This window comes from Lentibacillus sp. L22, from assembly GCF_040812445.1.
GTDB classification, from domain to species: domain Bacteria; phylum Bacillota; class Bacilli; order Bacillales; family Amphibacillaceae; genus Lentibacillus_C; species Lentibacillus_C daqui.
Map to the genome: position 1 here is coordinate 26,702 of NZ_JBFNXI010000002.1, position 18,311 is coordinate 45,012.

Annotated in this window: 13 protein-coding genes and 1 pseudogene; 8 read left to right on the top strand and 6 right to left on the bottom strand. The window is 40.2% G+C overall.

Annotated elements, in window-relative coordinates:
* Positions 1-471 precede the first annotated feature (471 nt).
* Positions 472-1,888: pseudogene (locus tag ABRT01_RS01120) on the top strand (SLC13 family permease).
* 229 nt (positions 1,889-2,117) lie between these two features.
* On the opposite strand, the gene ABRT01_RS01125 reads toward ABRT01_RS01120, so the two are convergent.
* Positions 2,118-3,380, bottom strand: coding sequence for a YeeE/YedE family protein (locus ABRT01_RS01125; RefSeq protein WP_439649435.1), 1,263 nt, complete (start codon positions 3,378-3,380; stop codon positions 2,118-2,120).
* Positions 3,381-3,584: 204 nt separating this feature from the next.
* Here ABRT01_RS01125 and ABRT01_RS01130 point away from each other — a divergent pair, with 204 nt between their 5' ends.
* Both ABRT01_RS01130 and ABRT01_RS01135 read left to right on the top strand, forming a co-directional pair.
* The gene (locus tag ABRT01_RS01130) at positions 3,585-4,103 is read left to right on the top strand and encodes a YbaK/EbsC family protein (RefSeq protein WP_269411647.1); all 519 of its coding nucleotides are present in this window, start codon (positions 3,585-3,587) and stop codon (positions 4,101-4,103) included.
* Between the two features lie 184 nt (positions 4,104-4,287).
* Positions 4,288-4,533 carry an alpha/beta-type small acid-soluble spore protein gene (locus ABRT01_RS01135; protein ID WP_367746107.1) on the top strand — a complete coding sequence of 82 codons (246 nt, stop codon included), beginning with the start codon at positions 4,288-4,290 and terminating at the stop codon, positions 4,531-4,533.
* Between the two features lie 869 nt (positions 4,534-5,402).
* On the opposite strand, the gene ABRT01_RS01140 is transcribed toward ABRT01_RS01135, so the two are convergent.
* The 4 genes from ABRT01_RS01140 to ABRT01_RS01155 form a co-directional block, all read right to left on the bottom strand.
* A complete protein-coding gene (locus tag ABRT01_RS01140) occupies positions 5,403-7,022 on the bottom strand; it encodes a M20/M25/M40 family metallo-hydrolase (protein WP_367746109.1) in 1,620 nt (539 codons plus the stop codon).
* A gap of 24 nt (positions 7,023-7,046) precedes the next feature.
* Positions 7,047-8,462, bottom strand: coding sequence for an amino acid permease (locus ABRT01_RS01145; RefSeq protein WP_269411643.1), 1,416 nt, complete (start codon positions 8,460-8,462; stop codon positions 7,047-7,049).
* 57 nt (positions 8,463-8,519) lie between these two features.
* A complete protein-coding gene (locus tag ABRT01_RS01150; protein ID WP_367746112.1) occupies positions 8,520-9,413 on the bottom strand; it encodes a dimethylarginine dimethylaminohydrolase family protein in 894 nt (297 codons plus the stop codon).
* Between the two features lie 87 nt (positions 9,414-9,500).
* Positions 9,501-10,262, bottom strand: a complete 762-nt coding sequence (locus ABRT01_RS01155) for a dimethylarginine dimethylaminohydrolase family protein (RefSeq protein WP_367746113.1) — start codon at positions 10,260-10,262, stop codon at positions 9,501-9,503.
* A 237-nt stretch (positions 10,263-10,499) separates the two neighbouring features.
* Here ABRT01_RS01155 and ABRT01_RS01160 point away from each other — a divergent pair, with 237 nt between their 5' ends.
* The 5 genes from ABRT01_RS01160 to ABRT01_RS01180 all read left to right on the top strand — a co-directional run bounded on the left by ABRT01_RS01160 (position 10,500) and on the right by ABRT01_RS01180 (position 17,107).
* On the top strand, positions 10,500-11,243 hold the full coding sequence (locus tag ABRT01_RS01160; protein WP_367746114.1) for an IclR family transcriptional regulator: 744 nt from the start codon (positions 10,500-10,502) through the stop codon (positions 11,241-11,243).
* 227 nt (positions 11,244-11,470) lie between these two features.
* Positions 11,471-13,249 (top strand): PTS mannitol transporter subunit IIBC, encoded by a 1,779-nt coding sequence (locus ABRT01_RS01165; protein ID WP_367746115.1) that lies wholly within the window; start codon positions 11,471-11,473, stop codon positions 13,247-13,249.
* A 101-nt stretch (positions 13,250-13,350) separates the two neighbouring features.
* Positions 13,351-15,441 carry a BglG family transcription antiterminator gene (locus ABRT01_RS01170; RefSeq protein WP_367746117.1) on the top strand — a complete coding sequence of 697 codons (2,091 nt, stop codon included), beginning with the start codon at positions 13,351-13,353 and terminating at the stop codon, positions 15,439-15,441.
* Between the two features lie 91 nt (positions 15,442-15,532).
* Positions 15,533-15,970: a PTS mannitol transporter subunit IIA gene (locus tag ABRT01_RS01175; RefSeq protein WP_269411637.1), complete on the top strand. Its 438-nt coding sequence runs from the start codon at positions 15,533-15,535 to the stop codon at positions 15,968-15,970.
* Entirely contained in the window at positions 15,971-17,107 is a 1,137-nt protein-coding gene (locus ABRT01_RS01180) for a mannitol-1-phosphate 5-dehydrogenase (RefSeq protein WP_367746118.1), read from the top strand.
* Between the two features lie 468 nt (positions 17,108-17,575).
* On the opposite strand, the gene ABRT01_RS01185 is transcribed toward ABRT01_RS01180, so the two are convergent.
* Positions 17,576-18,283, bottom strand: coding sequence for an N-acetyltransferase (locus ABRT01_RS01185; protein WP_367746121.1), 708 nt, complete (start codon positions 18,281-18,283; stop codon positions 17,576-17,578).
* Positions 18,284-18,311 lie beyond the last annotated feature (28 nt).

The following is an 18,311-nucleotide window of genomic DNA, read 5'->3' on the forward strand; positions in this document are numbered from 1 at the left end:
AAAAGTCTGTTTTTGTAACAAATATTTATTTTCCTATTAAAGTTGTGTTAAAAAAATGAGATAAAACCCCACGTTTTGTAAATGTCGATTATAATACGTCCTCTTTTTCTTTTAATCTCTTGTTAATCCGATAAAAGTTGACAAGGAAAACAAAATAACAGAAAATAGGAATGAATTCAAGGTAATCGTTTGCAATTACAACAAGGGGGGATACAAGTGATGAATTACATGGCAGGCACTTGGCAGGAGCTTTGGAGGCAGCATAAGCGCACAAAGAAATTATTGAATATTTTTTCCTTGTATAAAAGTGTTACTAAAAAAGAGAAAGATGAAGATAGAAATACTAAAGTTGCTGCGGAGGAAGATACAACTCAGCCGCATTCCAGGAAGTCAGGTGAACAGCCGCCAAAGCCTTATTCGAGAGCACAAATGGTTGGGTTGATTTTAGGGCCGGCATTATTTATATTAACAATGCTATTTTTCCAGCCAGAAGGATTATCACCAGAAGGAAAGGCAGTGCTTGCTGCAACATTATGGACTGCAACATGGTGGATTACTGAAGCAATACCTATTCCGGCGACTTCACTGTTACCGCTGATATTAATCCCTGTAACAGGTGCAATGGATGGTGCTGATGTTGCTTCTGCATATGGAAATGATATTATCTTTTTATTTTTAGGTGGTTTTTTTATTGCAACAGCAATGGAAAAATGGGACTTGCATAAACGAATTGCCCTTTTTATTATTTCCGTAATTGGAACAAGCATCCAGCGCATTTTACTGGGGTTTATGGCAGCAACGGGTTTCATATCGATGTGGGTTTCCAATACTGCTGCTGTTATGATGATGGTTCCGATGGGACTGGCTATTATCGCTCAAGTAGCAAATGTATTAAAAGGGGATCCCGGGGAAAAAGAATTACCGAAATTTGAAAAATCGCTTATTTTTGGTATCGGTTATGCCGGAACAATTGGAGGTCTTGGAACATTAATTGGAACACCACCAAACATTATTCTGGCAGGTCAGCTTGATCAACTATTTGGTGTGAAGCTTTCATTTGGAACCTGGATGTTATTTGCCGTTCCGGTTGTTGTTTTTATGATTTTCTTTACATGGATTTACTTGAGCAAAATTGCTTTTAAAACAAGTATAAAGCATCTGCCTGGTGGTAAGGAATTAATTCAGAACGAAAGAGGTAAATTAGGTAAGATAAGCTATGAAGAGAAAATGGTTGGTGCTGTGTTTCTCTTTGCGGCATTTATGTGGATTTCCCGTGATTTCTTATGGACAGAAGGAGGAATTGTTGAAATACCAGGAATTTCCGATGGTATGATTGCTGTGCTTGCCGCCATACTGCTCTTTTCTATCCCGGCACGCGCGGAAAGTCGTATCTTGTCCTGGAAGGATTCCCGTGATATTCCTTGGGGCGTCCTGCTACTTTTTGGCAGCAGGCTTTACGCAGACTGGTCTATCTGATTGGCTGGGTAAACAACTAACGGTTTTGGATGGTTTACATTTACTTATAATTATTTCTGCCGCTACCTTACTGATTATGATGTTAACAGAGATTACTTCCAATACAGCAACAGCCACAATGATACTACCGGTAGTTGCAGCATTAGCAGTTGCTCTAAACATTCATCCATTTGCACTTATGATTCCGTGTGCAATGGCCTCTAACTGTGCATTTATGCTGCCTGTAGGAACACCACCGAATGCCATTATCTTCGGTACCGGTAAGCTGAAAATCATTGAAATGGTTAAATCGGGTTTCTGGGTTAACATCGTGGGAACCATCATTATTATTGCTGCTGTTTATTTCCTTGTCCCAATAGTCTGGGGAATTGATTTAACCTCCATACCAAGTGAATTTATGTCAGGGAATTAATTTGAAGGGGTAAGGTTTGGGGTAGAACCACTAAATCCTGCAACTATAAGGATAATTTATTAACGCTTGGTTGTAGAATAGTAGTCCTGCTTCTTACGTGAACTGAATAAAAAGTCGTCTTGATAGAATAGACGACTTTTTATGTCAGCTTTAAAACACTAAAATGTTTTCCATGGCTTATGATACTGCAGGAACGATTCAGTATTCAGTTGTACTCTTTAAAAGCTTGCTAACAAAATGAATCATTTTTATTCGGGTTTCTCATACCAAACAATGGACGGAGGAATAAGGCGACAAATGTTCCGAGTAATGCCATGATGGCCCAAATCCAACCGTGCAAACTGAAAGAAGCGATCCCGCTGAAATAAGCACCAATATTACAGCCAAATGCGAGGCGAGCACCATATCCCATCATTAAACCACCAATGAGTGAAGCTAGAGCCACACCGGGTTTGATTTTTTTTGGCTTAAATAATCCACCTGAGGACGAAGCAATAAATGCGCCAAGGATGATCCCGAAATTCATCACACTGGTCGAATCAGTGAAGACGGATGAGGTTAATGATGCACTACGATCACCACTCCAATACGTCCAACTGGATACATCAATACCAAAGGCACTAACAATTTTGGAACCCCATAAGGCAAATGCTGAAGTGATACCCCATGGACTTCCTCTAACAATAAGAACAAGTCCATTCAGCACTGCTAACACTACTGCTGCGGTAATTAACGGCCATGATCCGCGAAAAATCCGCTTCCAGCCGTGTTCAGTAGGTAACGTCTTTATCATAGGCGGCTTCTTTCGCTTGGCTATTTTTACGGTAACCCAATAAATGATGGCAAACAGGACGATCTGTACCGCCCAAGCACCGAAATAACCCAGATTAGTAGACTCAGCTAATGAAAATGGTTGAAAGCTGGGCATATCGTTCATCCAGAATCCCCAATGATAAGCACCCACCACAGATCCGGCAATAAATCCAATCAAGGTAATTACAGTTGGTGATTGACCGCTTCCCACATGGTAGAGTGTTCCAGAAGCACATCCACCACCCAATTGCATGCCAATTCCAAAGATAAATGATCCGACAATCAAACTAACCCCAACAGGAGAAACATTTCCGCTTGGACTTGATCCAGTCAATGTAAAGCCGGTTGCAAAAATAATTGCAAAGATGGTTGAGGCTACTGCAAGCATAATCATATGTGCCTGAATACCCTCAACATTTCCCACGGACATCAATCGACGAAATGCCGAAGTAAAACCAAAACGCGCATGAAATAATGTAAATCCGAGTGCTATTCCTAATATATATAAGACCCCTTGTGTCAGAGTAGTTTCAATCAATATATAGGCTCCGAGTAATATAATAACAAGCGAGCCAATAATAACGTGAGGCTTTTGCCAATGATTCAACGGAGGAGCGGGGTTTTTTGCAGTCTGTTTCATTGAGACCGGCTGTTGATTCAGCTTTTGTGCGGTTTCCATTCCAAAACTCCCTTTCCTTATCAATTTAGTATGATTAATATGTGTCATGATTATAACTGATTTATGTGTTTATGTAAAGATTCCAAAATGATATTTTACGAAATTGGGCTGTTGAATGATAAGACTTGGTTAGGACTTCCTTTGCTATAACCAAACAGGAATGATATCATTTTTCGTAACATTATCAGAGAAAGGATGCGTATCATGTCATTGGAAAGTGTAAAAGATCATTTTAAAAAATGGGATCGGGATAAGGATATTATGGAATTTGAATCATCAAGTGCGACAGTTGATCAGGCTGCAGAAACGATCGGGGTACGTCCAGCACAGATCGCCAAGACTTTATCCTTCAGAGGAAATGAAGACAGGGCAATATTAATCGTTACTGCTGGTGATGCCAAGATTGATAATAAAAAGTTTCGTCAAGTTTTTCAAATCAAGGCACGGATGCTTTCACCAGAAGATGTATTGGAACAAACAGGGCATGCGATTGGCGGTGTTTGTCCATTTGGATTAGTACAAGACCTTGATGTCTATTTGGATATCTCTTTGCAACGTTTTGACACCGTTTATCCGGCATGTGGCAGCTCTAATTCTGCAATTGAATTGACCTGTGAAGAATTAGCCGAATTCTCCTTCGCCAAGGAATGGGTCGATGTGTGTAAATGCTGGGAAGAGGAGTCAGTGAAAGAGGCTGCCAGTATGGGAAAATTAACCGATTAATACTGTTATCGAAGCATAGGTGAGGAGTAATTTTGGGCATATAAACACTCATAACTTCCATCATCCTGTCTTTTATCTAAAATAATTGTTACTGAAACACAACACAAAAACGAGCATTTATCCTAAATATCTCCAGGGTGAATATTATCTTTTTGGAAAACCTATACCATGAGAGGTGATATTCATGGCAAAAAAGGATTTGGAGCAGCTAAAAACACGAGTTATGAGGGCTAAAGGTTATAACGTAAACAGTGAGCATCCCGATGACGTCAAATATGAGATCGCCAAAGAAGAAGGAATCCCACTTAAGGAAGAAGGAAACGAGGAACTTACTTCTAAACAGGCAGGAAAGATCAGCGGTCCAATTGGTGGTAATATGGTAAAAGAAATGGTTAAAATGGCGCAGCAGCAAATGGAACGGAAAAACTGAACTAAAGCAAAAACATCCGCTGGTCTTAATTGGCCAGCGGAATAAACGATTACTGGTTCTCCTTCTTTACTTCTTCAGCATTCGTATCACTGTATGAACCTGTACCATATCCACCAGTTGTTTTAGAGGATGTTCAAAAAGTCCGGTAAAAATGACATGCCCCTGCAAAAGGGGTATGCCGACGTTGGGCGCAAAGCCCGTTTTTAGTCGGCCTTCCTTTGAAGAAGCTCGTTGGCTTGCTTTTCCGCTCCTCATGTACCTTTTATGTACACTCCGGTGCTCAAAGCTACGCCGCCTAGAACTTCTCGGTCCTTTTTATCCTCCTTTTTGAACACACACTTTTAGCAATGAATTCCTTAACTTCATTATAGGACATACCAGAATCCGCATTTTTCCTCTTTACGTCATCAATATCTGTCCCAGTTACCGTATATTTTTTACCATTATCGTCTACCATAAAAACACCCTTTCGTACACCATTATCCTTTCCAAAAGTTCAAAAGTTATTTATAACAAATCGCGTCCTACAAATTCGCATAATAAATGGATGTTTAGTTTTCAAACTAATTTTTGTGGAACAAAGCAACGAAATCACTTATTTTTCAAACAATTTTCTAATATCCATTACGAGGATGACAATGACAAATATTGTAGCAAGAATGAACAAAATTGTAGTTCCCCATTCATTGAATAATTGTATATTTTTATAGAGTACCAGAAAATATACAAATAACGATCCTGCTATCCTAATTAATAAGTTTACACGCTCTGATTTAAACATTGGTAGACACCTCATTATTACCATTTTCTATCTGCTACCTGCACAGAGAGCTACTATACCACGTTGATAAAAGACATTGGGGAGTCAATTATTCCATACTAGCTTTTTTAAGCATCATGTGAATCATCTCTTCCAAAATTACCGGTACCTCTTCAAAAGCATTTTTCATATGCAAACGCTCTGTCCGTTTATGTGCATCCTTTCCAAACGGTCCAATATTTAATACCGGTGCATCCAATTGTTTCATTTCAGTAAATGGAATCGTATAACTGTCATTCCATACAGGTGTATTTTTTTCAAACGCGGTCCATCCCTTTGTTGAATCGTTGTATGAAACGTAACTCAAATCACAAAGACCGTTGAAATAATGGATTCGTTCCATCGAAAGGTTAAACTTTTCTTTGGCGCGTTGTCTGACAAAATCCACACATTTTTCAACTAGTTCATCCCCACTGGAATTCACTGCTGGATAATATGGCGGGGCAAGTAAAATGACAATAGCTGGCGCCAATTCCTGACATTGAATCATCAATTTATCGGTAATCCGTAATGATTTTTCTCGCTCATCCCATTCATCATGAAATTGAACATCTGCTTTGACCGTATCCACAAATTCTGTTCCAAACTTTTTGGTTGCATATGCCAATAGTTTTTCATAACGAATTACCCTCACCTCTCCAATCGGATCTACCTGATTGGATCGGCAAATCGCTGCGTAGTCTTGATTTATTTTCGCAGCAGCATTATTCGCTACTTGTTCAAAACGATCAAAAACTTCGGACGCGCTTTGTTCCATTACAAAAACATTATATAAGGCGCATGATCGGTATGGGGTTTGTGTCGAGTATTCCATCCGCAAATCCCGCTGCTGAAGTGTCACCGGAAGCGGCGTTGTTTCTTCAAAGGAAGTTTCTTGAAATGCGCGATTCCACTCCATTTCCCGTGTCAAATAGGAAGCAATATACGGTGACGTTATCCCGCTTAACGGCTCTCCTGCATGCGTTTCTTTGCCATAGAAAAGCGCTGCTGGTAACACTTTTCCAATTGTTCCCGAATACAGATAATGCTGTTGATCATTTGGATCCTGCGTGAAAACCGGCTCACTATTTAAAAACAAGATATATTCGAGATCATGCCTCTTTTTCAACTCCAACAATTTAGGAACGGCGCACCGCATTCCAGACGAATTGACTTCTTCATCAGGTACGGTCAGAAGCAAAAGGTTAATTGGCCATTTTTCCAAACTTGCTTTCTCCAGCAAATGTATATGCGTAACCAATCCCATTTTCATATCCATCGTTCCCCGGCCAAATAAATAATCACCAGACTTTAAATCTGTTAGTACATCTTCAGGAAGTTCTGTTTCCCGCTCAACTAAAAAATCGGTCAGTTCTTCCGGTTGGGTTGCCAGCGCTTCAAAGTCCCCATATTCTTCGGTGCTTACTGTATCAAAATGACTAACCAAACAAATCGTATCCTTTGCATCAGGATGTTTGTAAAGCGCTGTCGAAAACGTTCGGCGCAAATCAGCATCATGAAGCGCAAGATAGTCTGGATGTTTTTGAAAATAGTCAAGCCCTTGCAGTTTGGTTTGCAGTTTCAGGGGAAAATGGCGTTCACCTTCTGACAGGGTAATGCTTTTCCAGCTGACAAGTTCAGTTAGCAAATCGCGTAATGACTCAGGTGTTGCCCATTTGGTTATTGTCATGATGTATCACCTCGAACAATTTTTTTATTTTATGTTTGCCGATGTTGTCTTCGAGTCTGCCTTGGTGTTTTCATTCTTGGCCAATTTAAATCGATAGAACAATAAGCAGGCAGCTAAGAACCCAACACCATATAAAACGCCAGCTCGTTGCGTTGGATCAAACAACAGAAATATAAGAACCACTAAACAAGCGCCTAAGCAAAATAATGGAATAAACGGATAGAAAGCAACCTTGTACCGCAGATCCTCAACCTTTCCACCGGCCTTGAGATATTTTTTACGAAACATCAATTGAGATAGCGCAATTCCCATCCATGATATCGTCACAGAAATACCGGCAATCGACATGAGTAGAACAAATACTGTATCGGCTGCCATGAAACTGGTTAATAATGAAAGAAACGAGAATGTTATCGTAAAAAACAATGCATTCAATGGAACTTTTCGTTTGGTTAACTTACCGAATATTTTTGGTGCCATCCCTTCATGTGACATGGACCAAAGCAAGCGTGTTGAAGCATACAAACACGAATTGCCAACCGATAGAATCGCTGTTAGAATAACAAAATTCATGATATGTGCCGCAAATGGAATTTTAGCAAGCTCCAGTAATGTAACGAACGGACTTTCCAGTAATCCCAACTCTGATGACGGAAAAATAGCTGACAATATTAAAATCGAACCTATATAAAAAACTACGATTCGAAAAATAATATTAAAAATGGCCTTAGGGATATTTTTTTCCGGATTTTCCGTTTCACCTGCTGCGATCCCGACCAATTCCGATCCCTGATAGGAAAAGATTACATTCATCATCGTGACAAATACAATTGAAATCCCTGCTGGAAATAGTGTAGATGGCGCCAGATTTTCAAAAAAAGGCGTTCCACGATCTGACAAAGGAATCAAACCAAAAATGGCTGCTATTCCAACAATGATTACAAAAATAACAGCGACCACTTTTATCCCGGCAAACCAATATTCAGCCTCAGCGAACCCTCGTGTCGTTAACGCATTTAATGTAAATAACAAAGCAATGAAAACCGCGCACCAAATCCATACGGGAATACCAGGAAACCAAAATTGCATCATAATCCCGGCCGCAGTGAATTCAACACCTGCCGTGGCTGCTGAACCAACGAAATACATCCAGCCAAGGGCAAACCCTGTGGAAGGTCCAATATATCTGGTAGCATATGCTTGAAAAGAACCGGTAACAGGCATATATACAGCGAGTTCACCAAGACATACCATGACCAAGTATAAAATTAACCCGCCAAATAAATATGCCAGAATTGCCCCACCCGCCCCTGCTTGATTAATCGTGTAACCAGCATTCAAAAATAAACCTGTACCGATTACCCCGCCAAGCGAAAGCATGAATAAATGCCGGCTTTTCATAGAACGTTTTAACTTATCGTTTGTTTGCTCTTCCCTCATAGCATCGTGCCCCTTTGTATAGTTGGTTTCAGTAACATCCACGGCAGCAAAATTTTCTTAATTACTACGAACAACTGGACATGTCAAACAGGTCGGTCCACCGGTTCCTTTATACGATATCTCCTGCCCTTTATATGCATAAACGGTGGCACCGACATCTTCCAGCTTTTGTTTGGTAGCATCATTTCCATCTACAATCAGACAAACTCTTGGCGCAAGCGCTAACACATTACACCCTAAAGTCTCGTATTCTTGTGCTGGAACCTCAATTAACTCGATCCCACGTGCAAGTAACCGTTGTCTAAAAAACACAGGCATCAATGGCGAATACACAACCGCCAAATCATGATCAACCATACTGATAATCGACATCAGATGCAAACACGCTTCTTCCCCTTGGTCATGCGGAAGAGGAACAACGATAAATTCATTGACCATATCAGCAGTCATTTCTCTTAATTGACGAATCGCCTCATCGTTTGTACGATACCCATGCCCCACCGCTAATGTGCGTTTATCCAGCCAAACAATATCCCCGCCATCAGCAACGGCATCACCAGTGAGTTCCCCGATGATTGGTATTTGTTGCTGCTGTAAAAATTCTTTATAGGCCTCCGCTTCTGGCTGTCTTCGTTCTTTTCCAGATTTTAAAATGATCGCACCATCCCTGGTGAATTTTACGGGATCATGAGCATAGATTGAATCAATGCCCGTTTGATTGTGTACAGGTAAATAATCGATTCGATCAACATGTTTTTCCAAAATAGCCCGGACTTCCTCGTATTCATTTAGTGCTTCCTGATAGTTGGGTTCTTCTATATAATTATATGTTTTCCATTGTTCATTCAAATGATCTTGACTTATGAAAGAATCCCTGGGATGTTTCATAACAACATGTTTTAACTGGTTTACCATCGAATTACAATAGGTTGTGGTTTTCAACTTATCCATGTAAGTACTCCTTTCGTTACTGTGTATATACTATTGGAGATCTGTAGTTGAACGATTTACCCTATTATCTTCTATGCTGGCAATCTATTAAAAACGTAAAGACAGACAGCTCAAACCACCATCATGTTTTTGAAATTCTGTCATCTCCACTTCAATTGTTTGGTACCCACGATCATTCATTTGCTTTTTTGTCTCGGGGTACCCTTTTGGAATAATGACATAATCATTCACCCGGATACAATTCGCTGAGTACTCATTCTCATCGGAGACAATAATCTTGTCATATTGGGTGAAATCCGGATGATCAATGAATTCCCCGGCTGCAACAATTAGATTATTTCCAAGATAAGCGACACCCGTTTTCAAATGGAAGAATTCTTTTAATGGCACAATAGTTGCTTTGTAACCCGTGGATTCCAAAATCTTCTTCAATTGCGTTGCGCCTGTTTCATTGGTACGAGCGGAGATACCAATATAAAAATGATCATCAATCTGTAGCACATCCCCGCCATCCAGCGTGCCTGGTGCTTTTATATAGCGAATGTCGGTGTAAAATTCCTTTAATACTGGTTCCATTTCTTGAATCTCCGCATTTCTCGATGGAGCGCCGGGATTGGTAATAACCGCGAAATCCGGTGTTAATACCGCTGTATCTTCCACAAAAGTTGAATCCGGAAAATCCTCGCTTGCTGGCAATTCCTTAACGGTAACTTTACATTGCTTTAATGCTTCGATATATGCTTCGTGTTGAACTAGCAATTTATCATAATTTGGTTCACCCAAATCACTTGTGGTTAATCCATTCACATAACTTTTTCCGGGTTTTTTAACAATTACATTTTTGAACATCTTTTATTCCCCCATTCACATTAAGGTAAAGTCAGAAACTGATTGAACGATTTATTTGAGGCTTCTTTTTCCGTTGATCGGAAATTTATTTTATTCATCGGAAAATTATAGTATGATTATACGAGGCAAAAAATAAATAGTCAATATATTTTCAAAAGTCACCCTTCCATAAATGTATACTTTCTAACAATATTTTTGTAATATTAACTAAAATATTTTGTAAAGGCAGGTACTATCATGCAAGCAATTGACCGGGCAATGAAGATTGTAAATGTTTTTATGTCGCACGACCCAACAAAACGTCTTTCTATCACTGAACTAGCAAAAGCATGTGAATTACCTATTAGTTCCATGCATCGGATACTAAAATCCATGATTGAACATGGAATGATCCAACAAAACCCTGACCAAAAATTATACGAACTTGGTCCAATTTGGCTGGAATACGGTTTAAAAGTGTACGATACCATGGATTATATCAGTGTGATCCGTCCCGAGTTGGAACATCTGATGCAAATACTGCAAGCCAGTGTTTATTTGACGAAACCACTTGGGAATGAATCGATTATCATGGAACGGATTGACTGTTCACAACAAGTCATTCGCGTACATGATCAGCTTGGTTTGAGAATTCCATTGAACATCGGAGCAGCAAACCTGACGATGCTTGCCCACATGCCGGAGGATGAAAAAATAGAACGAATCCATCAGCTTGTGCCAAAGGAAAATCAAACATCTATTTTGGAGCAACTGAAAAAAATAAAATCAGATGGGTATGCTGTATGCCATAATGAACGGATGAAGGGCATTACCAGTGTAGCAGCTCCGATACTGAACCGTTTTAAAGAGGTGGAAGCGGCAGTAAGTGTTAGGTTGGTCAGCTTTCAATTGGAAGAAGAACGTCTCAATTATGTGGTGGAAAATATTGTTCATACGGGAAATACAATTTCGCGGAAGCTTGGTTATCGAAAGTTAAAATGAACCATTCATGTACACAGGAGAGCCATAAATCTATTTTACCATTCTTTTCCTCCTCAATTTGTAACATTCAAATCACCTTTTTCGTTGGTATTGTTATTAAATAATGTCAACATCGGCCCTGACAAAATGACATTAAAAATGGATTGAAAAGGGATACTTGTCTGGGGTTACAATAAAGTTAGAAGAAGAATTAATATATACTTTTAAAAATAGAAGGAGGAGGAAATATGGCTAAAAAAGGCTTTAAGGCGAAGATTCAGCGCTTTGGCAGCTATTTGAGCGGTATGATCATGCCTAATATTGGTGCATTTATTGCCTGGGGTTTAATTACCGCTTTGTTTATTGGTGATGGCTGGATACCAAATGAATCGCTGGCAGCATTGGTCGACCCGATGAAATTTTATTTATTGCCATTATTAATTGGATATACTGGTGGACGAATGATTCATGATGTCCGTGGTGGTGTTATTGGTGCGATTGCCACGATGGGTGTCATTGTAGGTGCTGATATCCCAATGTTTCTTGGTGCCATGATTATGGGTCCGCTTGCCGGATATCTACTGAAGAAAATTGATGGATTGCTCCAGGATAAAATCAGGCAAGGCTTTGAGATGCTTTATAACAACTTCTCTGTCGGCATATTGGGTGCTATTTTAGCTTGTCTTTCGGTAAAAATCATCGGTCCGGTTGTCGGGGCATTAAATCACATATTGGCGGCTGGAGTAGAGGGAATCATCAATGCCGGGTTACTTCCACTGGCAAATATTATTATCGAACCGGCAAAGATTTTGTTCCTGAATAACGCTATTAACCACGGAATTTTAAGTCCAATCGGGATGGAGCAAGTAGGCGATGTCGGCAAATCGATTCTCTTCCTATTGGAGGCAAACCCTGGTCCTGGATTAGGGATCTTGTTAGCATTTGCCGTTTTTGGAAAAGGAATGTCAAAAAGCTCTGCACCTGGCGCGGCAATTATTCACTTTCTCGGTGGGATCCATGAAATTTACTTCCCATACGTTTTATCAAAACCAACTATGATTGTAGCGGCAATTGCTGGCGGTATTAGTGGCGTGTTCACCTTGTCACTCTTTCATGTAGGCCTTGTTGCACCTGCATCACCAGGAAGCATTATTTCCATTTTGGCACTGACACCACATGGGAATTACCTTGGTGTAATCGCTGGTGTTCTGATCGCAACCATTGTTTCATTCCTGGTTGCTACGCTAATTTTGAAAACAAGTAAATCGGAAGGAAAAGACTTGTCAGAAGCAACGGAACAAATGGAAGATATGAAAGGGAAAAAGAGCTCGGTTGCAAGTGCCATCAATCAAACGGAATCAGAAGCAGAAAGCACAGCAGTTGACGCAACGAAACAAGCAACGAATGTTAACACAATCATTTTTGCCTGTGATGCTGGTATGGGATCCAGCGCAATGGGTGCCTCTCTTTTGAAGAACAAATTCAAAAAAGCGGGCATTGAAGATATATTTGTTACCAATAAGGCAATCAATGAAATCCCGGGTGAGGCAGATATTGTGATCACACATAAAGATTTGACAGAAAGGGCAAAAGAAAAAATACCAACTGCCGAGCATATTTCAGTGGAAAATTTCTTAAATAGCCCGAAATACGATGAACTCGTAGATCGCTTAAAAAACAGCAATGAGGCAAAGGAGCCTTCCGAAGATACAGAATCAACCAACCAGCAAGATACGAATAAAAAATCAGTTGATGATGTTAACAAAGTTATTTTTGCCTGTGATGCTGGTATGGGATCGAGTGCCATGGGTGCTTCCCTATTGAAAAATAAGTTTAAAAAAGCGGGCATTGATGTGTTTGTTACGAACAAGGCAATTAATGAGATCCCGGATGATGCAGATATCGTGATCACTCATAAAGATCTGACAGAGCGGGCGAAGGAAAAACTGCCAACCGCCGAGCATATTTCTGTAGATAATTTCTTAAATAGCCCAAAATATGACGAGTTGGTTGAACGACTGAAATAAATATGGGATCAGTTCGTATTGTCTCTTAGTCAAAACGCTGATCCCGAGTTTTGCCGATGATACAATGACCCACCCACCGTGTCTTAAAAGGGGATGAACCCATGTATATTACCGGTCGTGCACGTAAGGTAATCGAACTTTTATTAAATAAGGAAGAAGGAATGACAGTCAAAGAAATCGCGGATCAGTTGGATGTGGCTCCACGTACGATTCACCGGGACCTGAAAAGTATCGAAAAAGTGTTATTTGGCCATCGATTGGAGCTTGTTAAAAAAGCTGGCATTGGACTTCGAATCATTGGAGACGAGGATGATAAGGAACAATTGGTGCAAACACTATCGCAAATGACCGCGACAGATTTTACACCTGAAGAACGCCGGACGATTATTCTGGCATCCTTGCTTGGTGCAAAGGAGCCAATCAAGTTAATCACGCTTGCTATTGATTTACATGTAACAGTCGCCACGATTAGCAATGATCTCGACCAGTTGGAGCAAATGCTAAAAGACTTCCATCTTGGTATCATCCGAAAACGTGGATATGGTGTGGAACTCAAGGGTAGTGAGGCAAACAAACGGGTATCCATCAGTAATCTAATTTCCAAGCATGTTGATCCATTTACATTCGTCAACCTAGTCAAGGAAAACATGCAAAAACAGGCAAAACCGGAGCTGAATACTATTTCCCATCGATTGTTGGGACTGGTGAATCCGGGAACTTTAAGCCTGATTGAACAGCGGGTCGAGAAGGCAAGAAAAGAATTGCCACATGAATTGGCAGACAGTGCCTACATTGGGTTGGTTGTTCATCTTGCTTTAGCCATGGAACGCTTGAAAAAAGGGGATAAAATCCAGTTTGACAAGGAATTCTTAAAACAAATGGAAGGAACAAAAGAATATCGGATTGCCAAAGATATGATTGAGGATTTGGCGATATCCCTTTCCATGGACATTCCCGACGATGAAATTGGATATATTACCATGCATTTAATGGGAGCAAAATTACGGGAAGATCAGCATTTTTTGCTGGAAGATACAAATATCGATATCGTGTACAACATCGAAAAATTAATCCAGTATGTTGGCAACAAGCTGGATGTGGATTTAACGGGAAATATTGCTTTGCGAAATGATTTGGCCGCTCATCTAAAACCAACTATCTATCGGTTAAAGCAAGGAATGAATATTACGAATCCCCTGTTGGACGAGATTAAACGGGATTATCTCGATTTATTTCAATTGATTCAGGAAGCGACCAATGAGGTTTTTCCGAAGATGGTCTTTCCAGATGATGAAATTGGATATCTGGTACTGCATTTTGCTGCTGCGCTAATGCATGAGGCAAAAGAGTTAAGTGCATTAGTGATTTGTTCGAGCGGGATTGGCACGGCAAAAATACTGGCTTCAAACCTGGCCCAGCAATTCCGGGAAATTAAACACGTAACAAATGTTTCTATGTTTGATTTACCAAGTATTGACCCGGATCAATACGATTTGATTGTTTCAACTATACCGTTGGAAGGATTTAAGCACGACTATATTCTAACATCGCCGATCTTGAGAAAATCAGAAGTGCATCGAATCCGAAGACGCATACGTGAGAAAAATCTTGTATCCAATGTAAGCAAGAAACCCACCAAATCGGAGGAAATGAAACATACTGATTTTCTTCTACGGTTGGAATCCATGAAGCTATACGCATCCGCTATCTTAGAGCTGCTCGCTTCATTTTATGTAAAGCAAATGACGGAAAAACAATCAATGAATGCTGTGTTAGAATGGATTTGTACTAATTTGGCGACTAAACAACTCATTCATGACAAGGATACGTTAATTTCGACATTGCTGGAACGGGAAAAGAAAGGTGGACTAGGGATTCCATCCACATCCATGGTTCTGCTTCATACCCGTTCGAACCAGGTTTTACGCCCAAGTTTTACAATCCATAGCCTGGACCAGCCAATTTCAGTTCAAGGTATGGATGGCAAGCAAATGGAGGCCAATACCTTGCTGCTAATGCTTGCCCGTGATGATTCACCAAAAGAAACACTGGATGTTTTCAGTTATTTAAGCAGTTTGCTCATACAAGGACCGGCAAATGCTCGTTTGTTTCAGTCGGGAAATGAAGCACGAATTAGAGCCTTCTTGGAAAAGCAAATGGAGTTATTTTTAAAGGAGAAAAATTTGCTTTAAACGTAGATTCCTTCCAGAACTGTATTATACATGCAAAAGGGATTTTCACTTTTAATACGTAAACAGAATATTGATAAGGAGCGTATGAACGATGGCAAAAGAAGTATTAAGTAAAGACAATATTGAATTAAATGTAAAACTGGCAGACAAAGAAGAAGCAATCCGTCACACAGGTGAAATACTTGTGAAAAACGGGTATGTTGAACCAACGTATATTGACAAGATGTTTGAACGCGAAGAAGTAACTTCCACATACATGGGAAATTATGTTGCCATTCCACATGGCACTGAGGATGCTAAAAGTGAAGTGAAAGAAACGGGGTTAACAATCGTAACGGTACCGGATGGTGTTGATTTTGGCAAAGGGAATATCGTAAAAGTATTAATCGGCATTGCCGGCAAAGGAGACGAACATTTGGAAATCCTGTCAAAAATTGCGATTGTTTGTTCCGAGGAAGAAAACATTCAAAAAATCCTGGACGCTCAATCCAAAGAAGAAATTTTAGATCTGTTTAATGAGGTGAACTAAATGTTAGCTGTACATTTCGGAGCCGGAAACATTGGGCGTGGCTTTATTGGCGCTCTTTTACACCAAGCAAATTACCATACTGCGTTTATTGATGTAAACAGTGAAATCATTGACGCGATTAATGAAAAACAACATTATCAAGTTACCCTCGCATCAGAGAACAAAGAAACGTTGACAGTAAAAGATGTTTCCGGAATCAACAGTGTAAAAGATCCAGAAAAAGTTGTGGCAGCAATTGAGAAAGCGGATATTGTAACAACCGCTGTAGGCCCATCGATTTTGCCAATTATCGCGGAATTAATCGCCAAAGGGTTGCAAAAGCGGTTGGAAACGAATCAAACCCCGTTAAATGTGATTGCATGCGAGAACATGGTTGGTGGCAGTTCCTTGCTTAAGGAAAAAGTGATGGCGTATGTACCAGAGGCGGAACATACAAAATTTGATTCCCTGTTTGGTTTTCCTAATGCTGCCGTAGATCGGATTGTACCAAACCAAGTAAACGAGGATTTATTAGCGGTATCGGTTGAGCCTTATTATGAGTGGGTGGTTGAGGAAACAGCAATCAAAGGTGAAAAACCGGAAATCGAGGGCATTACGTATGTTTCAGACTTAAAACCTTACATTGAACGGAAACTATTCACCGTAAATACCGGTCATGCGACAGCAGCGTATATCGGTCATCAGATGGGTTATGCAACGATCAATGAAGCAATGAAAGATCCGCAAGTAACAGAAATCATTGAGGGTGCACTGTCCGAATCGGGAGAAGCACTTGTTGCAGCCTATCACTTTGATAAAGATGAACATCAAGCATACATTGACAAAATCATTGGGCGATTCATGAACCCTTATATTTCAGATGAAGTAACCCGAGTAGCCCGAGGTCCTATCCGTAAATTGGGGCCAAACGATCGCTTGGTTCGCCCTGCTACCATGTACATGGAGGTCACGGATAAGCAGCCAAATTTCTTGGCAAAAACCATTGCCGCCGTCCTGAAATATAAAAATGACCAAGACGAAGAAGCTGTCAGGTTACAACAATTGATCAGTGAGAAAGGCTACGAACAAACATTGGAATCTGTTTGTGGATTGGAAGCTAACCATCCATTGATTTCTGCGATTTTGCAAGAGGTTTAAATTTTATGGTTGGGCAAGTATAGTTGCTGACCAGCAAGCGAATGAAAAACTCACGTGAAGCACGTGAGTTTTTTGTATTTCTATTGTTATATGCGGGGTCGGCAATAATGTTACAAGTAAAAATTCCCTTATATGTGAAAGATCACCGAAAAAAATACTACCAATTTGATAGGATTTTATGTCCACGAAGTCAACTTTTATGGGCTCACTCATCAATTCTGATCCAGCTCGATCAACTTTCATGGGCTCTCGATCAGCTTTTGCGAGTCCTCGATCAACTTTGCGCCCTGCTCGATCAACTTTTGTGAGTTCCCGATCAACTTTGTGCCCTGTTCGATCAACTTTTGTGAGTTCCCGATCAACTTTGTGCCCTGTTCGATCAACTTTTGTGAGTTCCCGATCAACTTTGCGCCCGAACCTTCACAAAATAAAGTAACGCGTTCTTTTCAATGATCCCGCACTTGAACCTCACTTCTTTTTCCGATACAAAACCATCCATTCTCCTGCTTTTTCAGCTATAGCCACCCCACTAAAGTCCTCTTCAAGCAATTTCTGCTGTCCGGCAATATCGCCCATTTCTATTTCGACTTCTTCATTAATATCCGAATTCTGACCCGCGACGGAAAGTTGTTTCATTAAAATATACCGCAGTTTACCGCCGTATTTTTCTTTGAGACCAACAATTTCCATTCCCAATGCAAGTTTATCCTTAATACTTGGGATATTATGTGGTGCAACTGTTGTACAGATATACTGAAATTTTTCCGTATCTACCCGTTCAAAACATAATTCACCCATCATTGTTTGCAGATGATTACCACGAAATGCCGGATCAACACATGATACCTCAGAATACATCACTTTAGGCAAATCCTCTTGTTTCAGTCCAATATCGATGCCAAGATGTTCCTCATCCAATTCCGGGATCAGCATGGCGCGGAAAGCGATTAACTTTTCCTCTACAAACACTCCAATCATAAAACCATTGCCGTTTAAAATGAACGTAAATTCTTCATCAGTCAAAAGTTGTAGAAATTTATTTTTAGCTTTATCTTGCAACCATTTAACCTGTGGCAGGTCCTCCATTGTTAAATATCGAATCGTATAGGCATACCCACCGCTTAGTGTACCATTTGCTATTTCTTTGTCTCTATATTCAGCTACCATTTCATCCATCACCCAATCTTCCTTCCATCGACACATA